8 protein-coding genes are annotated in these 12,553 nt (G+C 64.0%); all 8 read right to left on the bottom strand.

Going from position 1 to position 12,553, the window contains the following annotated elements; all coding sequences use genetic code 11:
• Positions 1 to 97: 97 nt before the first annotated feature.
• The 8 genes from FJW06_RS04465 to FJW06_RS04430 all read right to left on the bottom strand — a co-directional run bounded on the left by FJW06_RS04465 (position 98) and on the right by FJW06_RS04430 (position 12,457).
• Positions 98 to 1,726 (bottom strand): alpha-D-glucose phosphate-specific phosphoglucomutase, encoded by a 1,629-nt coding sequence (locus FJW06_RS04465; RefSeq protein WP_140748575.1) that lies wholly within the window; start codon positions 1,724 to 1,726, stop codon positions 98 to 100.
• A 3-nt stretch (positions 1,727 to 1,729) separates the two neighbouring features.
• Entirely contained in the window at positions 1,730 to 3,175 is a 1,446-nt protein-coding gene (glgA, locus tag FJW06_RS04460) for a glycogen synthase GlgA (RefSeq protein ID WP_140748572.1), read from the bottom strand.
• Between the two features lie 85 nt (positions 3,176 to 3,260).
• Complete coding sequence (glgC, locus tag FJW06_RS04455; protein WP_140748569.1) at positions 3,261 to 4,535, bottom strand: glucose-1-phosphate adenylyltransferase; 1,275 nt, start codon at positions 4,533 to 4,535, stop codon at positions 3,261 to 3,263.
• A 47-nt stretch (positions 4,536 to 4,582) separates the two neighbouring features.
• On the bottom strand, positions 4,583 to 6,811 hold the full coding sequence (gene glgB, locus FJW06_RS04450) for a 1,4-alpha-glucan branching protein GlgB (RefSeq protein ID WP_140748566.1): 2,229 nt from the start codon (positions 6,809 to 6,811) through the stop codon (positions 4,583 to 4,585).
• Positions 6,812 to 6,885: 74 nt separating this feature from the next.
• Entirely contained in the window at positions 6,886 to 9,348 is a 2,463-nt protein-coding gene (locus FJW06_RS04445) for a glycogen/starch/alpha-glucan phosphorylase (RefSeq protein ID WP_140748563.1), read from the bottom strand.
• A gap of 130 nt (positions 9,349 to 9,478) precedes the next feature.
• Positions 9,479 to 10,261, bottom strand: coding sequence for an ATP-binding cassette domain-containing protein (locus FJW06_RS04440; protein WP_140748560.1), 783 nt, complete (start codon positions 10,259 to 10,261; stop codon positions 9,479 to 9,481).
• Positions 10,258 to 11,334, bottom strand: coding sequence for an ABC transporter permease (locus FJW06_RS04435; RefSeq protein WP_140748557.1), 1,077 nt, complete (start codon positions 11,332 to 11,334; stop codon positions 10,258 to 10,260). Before FJW06_RS04435 ends, FJW06_RS04440 begins: the two co-directional genes overlap by 4 nt.
• Positions 11,335 to 11,428: 94 nt before the next feature.
• The gene (locus FJW06_RS04430) at positions 11,429 to 12,457 is read right to left on the bottom strand and encodes a sugar ABC transporter substrate-binding protein (protein ID WP_140748554.1); all 1,029 of its coding nucleotides are present in this window, start codon (positions 12,455 to 12,457) and stop codon (positions 11,429 to 11,431) included.
• Positions 12,458 to 12,553: the final 96 nt, after the last annotated feature.

Here is a 12,553-nt window from a genome sequence, read left to right as displayed (position 1 = left end):
TGACGGCGATCCGGCCAACACCCCTCATCCGTCTCGGCGCTGCACGCCGATCCACCTTCCCCCCCTGGGGGGGAAGGAAAGTCGCGCCACACCACCCTCAAGTAATCACGCTCGGCTTGTTGCGGCCAGTGCGACTCTTGATGCCGGCGATGTCGTCGGCGGCGGCGATGAGGTCGGCCAGCGCTTCCTGCGTGTCGAGATCGTGACGCGCCTTGTCCGGCTCGTAGCGCTCGATATAGACGCGCAGCGTCGCACCAGAGGTGCCGGTGCCGGAGAGGCGCAGCACGACCCGCGAGCCGCCCTCGAACAGGATCCTGATACCCTGATGCTCGCTCACCGAGCCATCGACCGGATCGTGATAGGCAAAATCGTCGGCCTTGGCGATCTTCAGGCCGCGCACGGTGGTGCCGGGCAGCGAGCCCAGCTTGGCGCGCAGCTCGTCGACCAGCGCATTGGCGCGGTCGCTCTCGACCTCCTCATAGTCGTGGCGCGAATAGTAGTTGCGGCCGTAAGTCTCCCAGTGCTTGGTGGCGATGTCCTTGCAGCTCTCGCCGCGTACGGCAAGGATGTTCAGCCACAGAAGCACGGCCCACAACCCGTCCTTCTCGCGCACATGGTTGGAGCCGGTGCCGGCGCTTTCCTCGCCGCAGATGGTCGCCATGCCGGCGTCGAGCAGGTTGCCGAAGAACTTCCAGCCGGTCGGCGTCTCATAGATGCCGATGCCGAGCTTTTCGGCGACGCGGTCGGCGGCGCCGCTGGTCGGCATTGAGCGCGCGATGCCTTTCAGGCCGTCCTTGTAGCCCGGTGCCAGGCGAGCATTGGCGGCAAGCATCGCCACGGAATCCGACGGCGTGACGAAGATGCCCCTGCCGATGATCAGGTTGCGGTCGCCGTCGCCGTCCGAGGCCGCGCCGAAGTCCGGCGCGTCAGGTCCCATCATCTCGTCATAGAGATGCTTGGCGTGCACCAGATTCGGGTCCGGATGATGGCCGCCGAAGTCCGGCAGCGGCTTGAAGTTGCGGCAGGTGCCGTCCGGGGCGCCGAGCCGGCGTTCGAGAATCTCCTTGGCATATGGTCCGGTCACCGCGTGCATGGCGTCGAAGCGCATGCGGAAGCCCGACTTGAAGAGCTTACGCAGCGCCTCGAAATCAAACAGGCTTTCCATCAGCTCGGCGTAATCCTTGACCGGGTCGAAGATCTCGACCGTCATGTCGCCGGCTTTTACCGTGCCGATTTTATCGATGTCGATCTCGCCGATATCGGCGATCTTGAAGCTCTTGATTTCCTTCGACTTGGCGAAGATCGCGTCGGTGATCTTCTCCGGCGCCGGGCCGCCATTGCCGGCATTGTACTTGATGCCGAAATCCTCATGCGGGCCGCCGGGATTGTGGCTGGCCGACAGGATGATGCCGCCGAAGGTCTTGTATTTGCGGATGATGTTGGAGGCGGCCGGCGTCGACAGAATCCCGCCCTGCCCGACCATCACCTTGCCGAAACCGTTGCCGGCGGCAATTGCGATCGCCTTCTGGATGACCTCGCGGTTATAGAAGCGGCCGTCGCCGCCGATCACCAGCGTCTTGCCCTGGAAACCGTCCAGCGCGTCGAAGATCGACTGGATGAAGTTTTCGGCATAGTGCTCCTGCTGGAATACCGGCACCTTTTTGCGCAGGCCCGACGTGCCTGGCTTCTGGTCGGCATAGGGTTTGGTGGGGACGGTTTTGATCATGCGTCAGGCAGCCCTTTTCGAAAGCAGCAAACGGTAGAGTTCGACGTATTTTTCGGCGCTCTTGTCCCAGGAGACATCGGCCTTCATGCCCTGGCGCTGGATCGAGGCCCAGACCGCCGGCCGGGCATGCTGCTCGACCATCCGCTGGATGGCATGCAGCATCGCGCCGCCATTGTTGGGCGCGAACTGGAAGCCGGTGGCGACGCCGGCCGACAAGGCGGCCTCGTTGGCGTCGATGACGGTATCGGCCAAACCGCCTGTCCGAGCGACGACCGGCACGCAGCCATAGCGCAGGCCGTATAGCTGGGTCAGCCCGCAGGGCTCGAAGCGCGAAGGGATGATGATGGCGTCGCAGCCGCCCTGCATGACATGCGAAAGGCCTTCGTCATAGCCGACGACGACGCCGACGCGGCCGCGATGCCGCGCCGCCGCGGCAAGCAGCGCGCCTTCGAGGCCGGCATCGCCCGAACCCAGGACGGCGAGGCGCGCGCCGGCGGCGACGATGCCGTCGACGACCGCGGCCAGGATGTCCATGCCCTTCTGCCAGGTCAGCCGGCTGACGACGCAGACGATCGGGCTGCCGTCCGCCTCGAGGCCGAACCGTTCCTCGACCGCCTTGCGGTTCTTGGCCCGTGCCTTTAGCGTTTCGGCCGAATAATTGGCGACCAGATGCTTGTCCGTCTCGGGATTCCAGATGTCGACATCGATGCCGTTGACGATGCCGTAGAGGTCGGTGGCGCGCATGTTGATCAGGCCGTCGAGGCCCATGCCGAATTCCGGCGAGCGTATCTCCTGCGCATAGGTCGGGCTCACCGTGGTGATGGCCCAGGCTGCCTGGAGACCGGCCTTCAGAAAGCCGACGCCGCCATAGTATTCGACCCCGTCGAGCTGCATCGCTACGCCCGGCAGGCCGAGCTCGCCGAAGATGCCGGCGCCGAACTGGCCCTGGAAGGCGAGGTTGTGCACGGTGATCAGCGACGGCACGCCGACCGCCTTGCCGTAGCGCATATAGGCTAGCGTCATCGCCGACTGCCAGTCATGCGCATGCACGATGTCGGGCTGGTAGCCGGAGATCGCGCCGCCCGCGATGGCGCCGCCGACCTGGCTCAAGGCCGCGAAGCGCCGCCAATTGTCCGGCCAGTCGGCGCCGGAAGCGGTGCCGTAAGGGCCGCCCTGGCGATCGAAGAGATGCGGCGCGTCGAGCACGAAGAGATCGAGGTCGCCGACCTTGACGGCATGGATCGCAGCCTTGCCGCCCTGCAGCAGCGGGTACTGGTAGACGGGTTTCTTCTTGGCGAAGGCGGCCATCACGACAGGATAGCCGGGAACCAGCGTGCGCATCGCCACGCCTTTGCCGGCCAGCGCAATCGGCAGGGCGCCGGTCACGTCGGCAAGCCCGCCGGTCTTGATCAACGGGAAGATTTCGGGCGTGACCGACAGAACCTGCATGCGCTCCACATTCCGATCTCAACGTGACAGGTCAAAGTGACAATCTGTTGATCAAGTCATCAGCTTGCCGGGCGACCGACCCTGATCAACCCTGGCGGGTTGACAGCTTGTTGATCATGTCCTGAGTGATCAGGCAGATGCCCTTTTCCGATACGCGAAAACGCTTGGCGTCGAGCGCCGGATCCTCGCCGACCACCAGCCCCTCGGGAATCTGCACGCCGTGGTCGATGACGACGCGCTTGAGGCTCGCGTTGCGACCGACAGTCACGTCGGGCAGCATCACCACTTCCTCGAGCTTGGAATAGGAATTGATGCGCGCGCCGGTGAAGATCAGGCTGCGGCGCAGCGAGGCCCCGGAGACGATGCAGTCGCCGGACACCAGCGAGGAAATCGCTTCGCCGCGACGGCCGTCCTCGTCATGCACGAACTTTGCCGGCGGCTTCAATTCGGCATAGGTCCAGATCGGCCAGTCGCGGTCGTAAAGGTCGAGCTCGGGCGTGATGTCGGTCAGGTCGATATTGGCTTCCCAATAGGCATCCACGGTTCCGACGTCGCGCCAATAGGGTTCGGCCTCGTGCGAGGAGCGCACGCAGGACTTGGCGAAGCGGTGAGCGATCGCCTTGCCGTGCTGCACGACATAGGGGATGATGTCCTTGCCGAAGTCGCGGCTGGAACCGGGCTCGGCGGCGTCGCGGCGCAGTTGTTCCATCAGGAACTTGGTCTTGAAGACATAGATGCCCATCGAGGCGAGCGCGAATTCCGGCTTGTCGGGGATGCCAGGTGGATCGGCCGGCTTTTCGACGAAAGCGATAATATTGTCCTTGGCATCGACATGCATGACGCCGAAGCCGGTCGCCTCCATGCGCGGCACTTCCAGGCAGCCGACGGTGACGTCGGCGCCGGCATCGACATGCTGGCGCAGCATCAGCTCGTAGTCCATCTTGTAGATGTGGTCGCCGGCTAGGATCACCATGTATTCGGGGCCGTAAGCCTCGATGATGTCGATGTTCTGGTAGACGGCGTCGGCCGTGCCTTCATACCACTGCGTTTCCGAGACGCGCTGCGATGCCGGCAGGATGTCGAAGCTTTCGTTTCGCTCGGGCCGCAGGAAGTTCCAGCCGCGCTGCAGGTGGCGGATCAGCGAATGCGCCTTGTACTGGGTGGCGACGCCGAGGCGGCGGATGCCGGAGTTCAGCGCATTGGAGAGGGCGAAATCGATGATGCGCGTCTTGCCGCCGAAATAGACTGCGGGCTTGGCGCGCCGGTCCGTCAATTCCTTGAGGCGGCTGCCGCGGCCGCCGGCCAGCACATAGGCCATGGCATCGCGTGCCAGCGGCTGGGTCCTTTTGATCTCTGCCATTTTGTTACCCTCCCAAACAAGCTGCCCGAACCGAGACTTGAGCAAGGTCAGATATCATCTGCTTCTTCCGCGACGAATTCGAGCATGATCGTCGACAGCGGCGGCAGAAGCATCGTCGCCGATATGCCGCCCCCTTCCCCGCTCGCCTCGATCATGCCGCCATTGCCCATGCCGGAGCCGCCATAGTCGACGGCATCCGTGTTGATGATTTCGCGCCACTTTCCCGCCTTCGGCAGCGGCACGCGATAGTTCTCGCGCGGCACCGGCGTGAAATTGGCGATGACGGCGATCGGGTTGCCGTCCGGCGCGCTGCGCAGCCAGGCGAAGACCGAATTGTCGCGGTCGTCGACGATCAGCCAGGAGAAGCCCTCCGGCTCGCAGTCGCGCGCATGCAGCGCCGGGCGCGAACGGTAGAGGTAATTCAGGTCGCGCACCGTCTGCCAGACGCCGCGATGCGGCGCGAATTCGAGCAGGTTCCAGTCGAGCGCGCGTTCCTCGCTCCACTCGCGGCGCTGGGCGAATTCCTGGCCCATGAACAAGAGCTTCTTGCCGGGATAGCCCCACATAAAGGCGTAGTAGGCGCGTAACGTTGCGAACTTCTGCCAGTCGTCGCCGGCCATCTTGTGGAGCAGCGTGCCTTTGCCGTGCACGACCTCGTCATGCGAGAGCGGCAGCACGAAATTCTCAGAGAAAGCGTAGACCAGGCCGAAGGTGATCTCGTTGTGGTGGTGCTTGCGGTAGATCGGCTCCTTGGAGAGATACTCCAGCGTGTCGTGCATGAAGCCCATGTTCCACTTGAAGCCGAAGCCAAGCCCGCCTTCATGCACCGGACGCGACACTTTCGGCCATGAGGTCGATTCCTCGGCGATCGTCATCACCCCGGGGTGGTGGCCGTAAAGTTCCTTGTTCATCTTCTGCAGGAAACTGACGGCCTGCAGGTTCTCGCGCCCGCCCTTCTCGTTGGGGATCCATTCGCCCGCCTTGCGCGAATAGTCGAGGTAGAGCATCGAGGCGACCGCGTCGACGCGCAGACCGTCGACGTGGTATTTCTCGGCCCAGAACAACGCGTTGTTGACGAGGAACGACACCACCTCGCGGCGGCCGAAATTGTAGATGGCGGTGTTCCAGTCCGGATGGAAACCCTGGCGCGGGTCGGCATGCTCGTAAAGCGCGGTGCCGTCGAACTTCACCAGCCCATGCTCGTCGACCGGGAAATGCGCCGGCACCCAGTCGAGGATGACGCCAATGCCGGCGCGATGCGCGCCGTCGACGAAACGGGCGAAGCCGTCGGGATCGCCAAAACGGGCCGTGGGCGCATAAAGGCCGGTCGTCTGGTAGCCCCACGACGGGTCGTAAGGGTGCTCCGAGATCGGCAGGAACTCGATATGGGTGAAGCCGGTGTCGATGACATAGGGGATCAGCCGCGCGGCGAGTTCGTCCCAGGACAGGAACGTACCGTCGTCGCGGCGCTGCCAGGAGCCGGCATGGACCTCGTAGATCGAGATCGCCTCGCGCCGGGGATCGGCTTTCTGCCAATAGTTGCGATGCGCCTCGTCGCCCCATTTATGCGCCATCGGCGGCGCCGTCACCGAAGCCGTCGCGGGGCGCAGCTCGGACTCGAAGGCGAACGGGTCGGCCTTGAGCGGCAGCCTGACACCATCGGGCCCGATGATCTCGAACTTGTAGGGCTGGCCGGCGACGAGATCGGGGATGAACAATTCCCAGATGCCGGTGTCCTTGCGGTCGCGCATGGTGTGGCGGCGGCCGTCCCAGTCGTTGAAGGCGCCGACCACGGAAACCCGCCTGGCATTGGGCGCCCAGACGGCGAAATGCACGCCGGTCGCGCCCTCATGATCGATGATGTGGGCGCCTAGCCTGTCGAAGAGCCGTAAATGCGAGCCCTCGGCCATATAGTAATCGTCCATCGGGCCGAGCACCGGGCCGAAGGAATAGGGATCGGTCAGCCACCAGTCGCCGCCGGCATTCCTGGCGTGATAGCGCAGCGGCTGGCGCTTGCGGATCGAGATCTTGCCCTCGAAGAAGCCGGCGTCGTCGCGTCGGGAGAGCTCGCCGATCTCCTTGCCGGTCAGCGTGTAGGCGGTAACGAATTCGGCGTTGGGCACGAAGCAGCGCGCGACGAAACCCTTGCCGCCCTCCTGCACGCCCAGAACCGCGAATGGGTCGCCATGCGTTCCGGCGACAATCGCCGCGACATCACCGGCTGGCGCCAGTCCGTCCGGCCCGCTTGTCGCAGCGGTCGCGCGCGGCTTGCTCATCAGGCGGTGTTCCCTCCCCGGACACTATGTTGTTTTCTGCGAGACCACATTGCTCGCGGCCTCATGCAATCATATCAGACGGGCACGTTCCAGATGTCTTTCGCATATTGGCGGATCGTGCGATCGGACGAGAACCAGCCGACGCGGGCGACATTGCGGATGGCGCGCGCGTACCAGTCGGGGCTGTTGCGCCAGACGGCGTCGACCTCGCGCTGGCAGGCAGCGTAGGAATCGAAGTCGGCCGCCACCATGAACCAGTCGCTCTGGTAGAGGCCGTTCATCAGGTCGCGATAGCGGCCGGGATCGTCGGGCGAGAAGACGCCGGAGGAAATGGCCGACACCGCCTGCGACAGCTCGGGCGAGGCCTCGATCACACCGCGCGGATTGTAGCCGTTGTTGCGCCGCTCGGCGACTTCGGCCGTGGTGAGGCCGAAGATGAAGATATTGTCGTCGCCGACATGTTCCTTGATCTCGACATTGGCGCCGTCGAGCGTGCCGATCGTCAGAGCGCCGTTCAGCGCGAACTTCATGTTGCCGGTGCCCGATGCCTCCATGCCGGCGGTCGATATCTGCTCGGAAAGGTCGGCGGCCGGCATCATCACCTCGGCCAGGCTGACATTGTAGTTCGGCACGAACACGACCTTCAGCAGGCCGCGCACCGACGGGTCGCCGTTGATGACTTTCGCGACGTCGTTAGCCAGTTTGATGATCAGCTTGGCGTTGTGATAGCTGGGGGCCGCTTTGCCGCCGAAGAATTTGACGCGCGGCATCCAATCCCGCTCGGGATGCGAGCGGATCTGATCGTAGAGCGCTATCGCCTCCAGGATGTTGAGCAGCTGGCGCTTGTATTCGTGGATGCGCTTGACCTGGATGTCGAACAGCGCCGACGGGTCGAGCTTGATGCCGAGCCGATCGGCGACAAGGTTGGCGAGCCGCACCTTGTTCTGCCGCTTCACACCGGCGAACTTTTCGCGGAAAGCCGCGTCATCGGCGAGCGGATCGAGATCCTTGATCTTCTCGATGTCGTCCATGAAGCGGTCGCCTATCGCCTCGCGCGCAAGCGCGGTCAGGCCGGGATTGCACTGGATCAGCCAGCGCCGCGGCGTGATGCCGTTGGTTTTGTTGTTGATGCGGTCGGGATAGAGCTTGTGGAGGTCGGCGAACACCGTCTCCTTCATCAGCTCGGTGTGGAGCGCCGAGACGCCGTTGATCGAATGCGAGCCGACGAAGGCCAGATTGCCCATGCGCACGCGCCGGTCGCCATTTTCCTGGATCAGCGAGATGCGGGCGATCTGATCGCCGGAGAACTGGTTGGTGGCGCGGGCCTCGAGCAGCACCTGCGCGTTGATGGCGTAGACGATCTGCATATGGCGCGGCAAAAGCCGCTCGAAGAGCGGCACCGGCCAGCTTTCCAGCGCCTCGGGCAACAGCGTGTGGTTGGTATAGCCGAAGGTACGCTTGGTGGTGTCCCAGGCAAGGTCGAAATCCATGCCGTGGACGTCCATCAGGAGCCGCATCAGTTCCGGCACGGCAACCGCAGGATGGGTATCGTTAAGGTGGATCGCCGCCTTGTCGGGCAGCGATTTCAGGTCGCCATACTGGCTCAAATGCCGCTGGACGATGTCCTGCAGCGAGGCACTGGAGAAGAAATATTCCTGCCTGAGCCTCAGCTCCTGACCGGCCATATGGGAATCGGCAGGGTAGAGCACGCGCGACAGCGCGTCGGCCTTGTTGCTTTCGGCCAGCGCGCCGATGTGGTCGCCGGCGTTGAACTTGTCGAGCAGGATGGGGTCGATCGGCATGCCGGACCAGAGCCGGAGCGTGTTGACGCGCCTGGCGCGCCAGCCGGCCACCGGCGTGTCATAGGCGACGGCCAGCACATGCTCGATCGGTTTCCAGACATGGCGTTCGAGCCGACCGTCCTTGGAGGTAATGGACTCCACCGAGCCGCCGAAGCCGACCTCGAAGGAGCGCTCGCGCCGTTCGAACTCCCAAGGGTTGCCGTGGTCGAGCCAGGTCTCCGGCAGCTCGACCTGCCAGCCACCCTGGATTTCCTGGCGGAACATGCCGTTGGCGTAGCGGATGCCGTAGCCATGGGCGGGGATATCGACGGTCGCCATGCTTTCCATGAAGCAAGCGGCGAGACGGCCGAGGCCGCCATTGCCAAGTGCTGCGTCCGGCTCGAGGCCGGCGATCAGGTCGAGATCGACGCCGAGCGAGGACAGCGCCTCGCGCATGTTCTCCATCAGGCCGAGATTGGAGAAAGCGTCGCGCATCAGGCGGCCGATCAGGAATTCCAGCGAGAGGTAATAGACGCGCTTTTCCTTTTGGTCGTAGGCTTCCTTGGTCGCCTGGATCCAGTGGTCGACGATGCGGTCGCGCACCACCTTGATGGAGGCCGTCAGCCAGTCATAGGGCGTGGCGACCGTAGTGTCCTTGCCGACCCGGTATTTGAGCGACATCAAGACCTCTTCGGCGAGTGTCCTGGGGTCGGGATTGTCGAGGACAGGGACTTCGATCGTCATGGCGGATGTCATTTCGCCTCTCGTGCAACTGGCCTGATCATAGCGGCTTTCACCGATCCTCCCAGCCTATCTAGTGCGTTGCAGCATAGTTTCGACCGATTTAAGCAGCGGCACTCTACCATCCCGCGACAATGCGGCGCGATCAGACCTCCAACACCTCCGGCGGAGCCTTGGCGCCGGTCATGAAGGCGACGGCGTCGGACATCGTATACTGCTTGGGGTCGATGACGGCGAGACGACGGCCCAGGCGATGGATGTGGATGCGGTCGGCCACCTCGAAGACATGCGGCATGTTGTGCGAAATGAGCACGATCGGCAGGCCGCGCTTCTTGACGTCAAGCATCAGCTCCAGCACGCGGCGGCTTTCCTTGACGCCGAGCGCCGCGGTCGGTTCGTCCATGATAACGACGCGGCTGCCGAAAGCCGCGGCGCGCGCCACCGCGACACCCTGGCGCTGGCCGCCAGACAGCGTTTCGACCGACTGGTTGATGTTCTGGATCGTCATGAGCCCGAGCTCGGACAATTTCTCGCGGGCGATGCGCGCCATGGCCGAGCGGTCGAGCCGGCGCAGCCACTGCCCGGCAAAGCCGGGTTTGCGTAGCTCGCGGCCCAGGAACATATTGTCGGCGATCGACAGTGCCGGCGACAGGGCCAAGTTCTGATAGACGGTCTCGATGCCGGCCATGCGCGCCTCGATCGGCGAGCGGAAATGCACCGGGCTACCGTTGAGCTCGATCGCGCCGGAGTCCGGGATGACCGCGCCGCACAGCGCCTTGACCAGCGTCGACTTGCCGGCGCCGTTGTCGCCGATGACGGCGAGGATCTCGCCCGGCATCAGGTCGAAATCGGCGTTGTCGAGCGCCACCACCCTGCCATAGCGCTTGTTGAGGCCTTTGGCCTGAAGAATTGGCTGCTGCGTGCTCATGCCGAAATCTTCCTGATCCACTGATCGATGGTGACGGCGAGGATGATGAGGATGCCGACGGTGAACTCCTGCCAGAGCGAGTCGACGCCGGCGAGCGCGAGGCCATTGCGGAAGACGCCGACGATCAGCGCGCCGAACAGCGTGCCGACGAGCGAGCCGCGGCCGCCGAACAGCGAGGTGCCGCCGATCACCACGGCGGTGATGGCATCGAGGTTGGCCGTCTGGTTGCCGAGCGGGCTTGCAGCACCGATGCGGCCGATGAGCGCCCAGGCGGCGACCGCGCAGATGAAGCCGGCGAGCGTATAGACGGCAATGAACACACCGCGTGTGTTGATACCGGCAAGGCGCGCAGCCTCATCGTCGTCACCGGTCGCGTAGACATGGCGGCCGAAGGCGGTGCGGTTCAGTACATACCAGATGATCAGCGCCGTCAGGATCATGGCGATGGCGCCGTAGGTCAGCACCGCGCCGCCACCCAGTCTGATGGTGTGACCCAGCCATTGCAGCAGCGGTCCCGCCGCCTCGATGTCCTGGGCGCGCACGGTCTCGGAATGCGAGACGTAGATGACCATCGCGCCGTAGACGCTCCAGGTGCCGAGCGTGACGATGAAAGGCGGCAGCTTGATCACCGCCACCAGAACGCCGTTGATCAGGCCGCAGACAAGGCCGGTGAGCAGGCCCAGCGCGAAGCTCAATTCGACCGGCACGCCGTAAGTGACGGTCAGCCTGCCCATGACGATGGACGACAGCACCATCATGGCGCCGACCGAAAGATCGATGCCGGCGGTGAGGATGACCAGCGTCTGGGCGATGCCCAGAAAGGCGATGATGGTGACCTGTTGCAGCACAAGCGAAAGATTGAACGGCGCGAAGAACCGTCCGCCTGCCGCGATCGAGAAAATCAAGATGCCTATGACCAGGACGATGAACGGGACGGCCGTGGGATATTCGTGCAGGAAGCGCTGCAGGGTTTTGAGAAATGAACCCCGGTCCTCATCAAAGCTCGCCACGGACTGGTCGTGGCCGTGAAGGCCGCGCTCGGCCGAGACCGAGCCGGTTGCGTCGTCGCTCATTTTATCCCCTCCCAGGATCCCGTGTTTCGGGAAAGGGCGGCCGGAGCCGCCCTTTCAGCGAGTTTAATCCGTTACTGCGGGTGTTAGGAAGGCATCAGCCCCAGCAAAGTTCCGCGCCCTTCTTGCTGTCGATCGATTCGACCCCCTTGACGGGCTTGTCGGTGATCAGTGTGGCGCCGGTGTCGAAGAACTCCTTGCCGGGGGTCGGCTTCGGCTTCTCGCCGGTCTTGGCGAACTTCTCGATCGCTTCCATGGCCATGGCGGCCATCTTCAGCGGATATTGCTGCGAGGTTGCGCCGATGACGCCGGCCGCAACGTTCTTGACGCCCGGGCAGCCGCCGTCGATCGAAACCACCAACACCGAGCCGTCATCCTTGCCGGCCGCCTTGAGCGCCTGGTAGCCGCCGGCCGCCGCCGGCTCGTTGATCGTGTACATCACGTTCACGTCCGGGCATTTCTGCAGCAGCGTTTCCATGGCGGTGCGGCCGCCATCCTCGGCGCCGCCGGTCATTTCGTGGCCGCAGATGCGCGGATCGGTCTCGTCACCGTATTTCTTGGGGTCCTTGATGTCGATGCCGAAGCCCTTCATGAAGCCCTGGTCGCGCAGATAGTCGACGGTCGGCTGGTTGGTGGCGAGGTCGAGAAAGGCGATCTTGGCGCTGGAGGCCTTGTCGCCCAGCGTGCCCTTGGCCCACTCGCCGATCAGCTCGCCGGCCTTGAAATTGTCGGTGGCGAAAGTGGCATCGGCAGCATTGATCGGATCGAGCGGTGTGTCGAGCACGATGACCAGCAGGCCGGCGTCGCGCGCCTTCTTGATGGTCGGCACGATGGCGCTGGAATCGCTCGGCACGATGGCGAAACCCTTGGCGCCAGCCGAGATCAGGTTCTCGATGGCCGCGACCTGGCTGTCATTGTCACCGTCAAACTTGCCGGCAAAGGTCTGCAGCGTCAGGCCGAGTTCCTTGGCCTTGGCCTGCGCGCCCTCGCGCATCTTGACGAAGAACGGATTGCCCTCAGTCTTGGTGATCAGGCCGACAATGTCGGCGGCATACGAGGCCGTAGCCATCGCGCCGTAAAAGGCGAGACCGGCAACGGCCGCCTTCAGGATAGTCCATTTACGCATGATTTCCTCCCAGTGAACCACTCCGGCGCCGGCCAACCGGCGCCTGCGGAGCGCCCACCGAAGTTCTCCCAGTGTGGGCGCGATGTCAAAAAGACA

This window comes from Mesorhizobium sp. B4-1-3, assembly GCF_006439355.1.
Lineage (GTDB): Bacteria > Pseudomonadota > Alphaproteobacteria > Rhizobiales > Rhizobiaceae > Mesorhizobium.
The sequence above is the reverse complement of the archived record's forward strand: the minus strand, read 5'-3'. Positions and strand labels throughout refer to the sequence as shown.

What these genes read in the sequence shown, in the direction of transcription:
- FJW06_RS04465 (WP_140748575.1), bottom strand. Translation starts at nt 1,726, where the DNA reads ATGATCAAAACCGTCCCCACCAAACCCTATGCCGACCAGAAGCCAGGC.
- glgA (WP_140748572.1), bottom strand. Translation starts at nt 3,175, where the DNA reads ATGCAGGTTCTGTCGGTCACGCCCGAAATCTTCCCGTTGATCAAGACC.
- glgC (WP_140748569.1), bottom strand. Translation starts at nt 4,535, where the DNA reads ATGGCAGAGATCAAAAGGACCCAGCCGCTGGCACGCGATGCCATGGCC.
- glgB (WP_140748566.1), bottom strand. Translation starts at nt 6,811, where the DNA reads ATGAGCAAGCCGCGCGCGACCGCTGCGACAAGCGGGCCGGACGGACTG.
- FJW06_RS04445 (WP_140748563.1), bottom strand. Translation starts at nt 9,348, where the DNA reads ATGACATCCGCCATGACGATCGAAGTCCCTGTCCTCGACAATCCCGAC.
- FJW06_RS04440 (WP_140748560.1), bottom strand. Translation starts at nt 10,261, where the DNA reads ATGAGCACGCAGCAGCCAATTCTTCAGGCCAAAGGCCTCAACAAGCGC.
- FJW06_RS04435 (WP_140748557.1), bottom strand. Translation starts at nt 11,334, where the DNA reads ATGAGCGACGACGCAACCGGCTCGGTCTCGGCCGAGCGCGGCCTTCAC.
- FJW06_RS04430 (WP_140748554.1), bottom strand. Translation starts at nt 12,457, where the DNA reads ATGCGTAAATGGACTATCCTGAAGGCGGCCGTTGCCGGTCTCGCCTTT.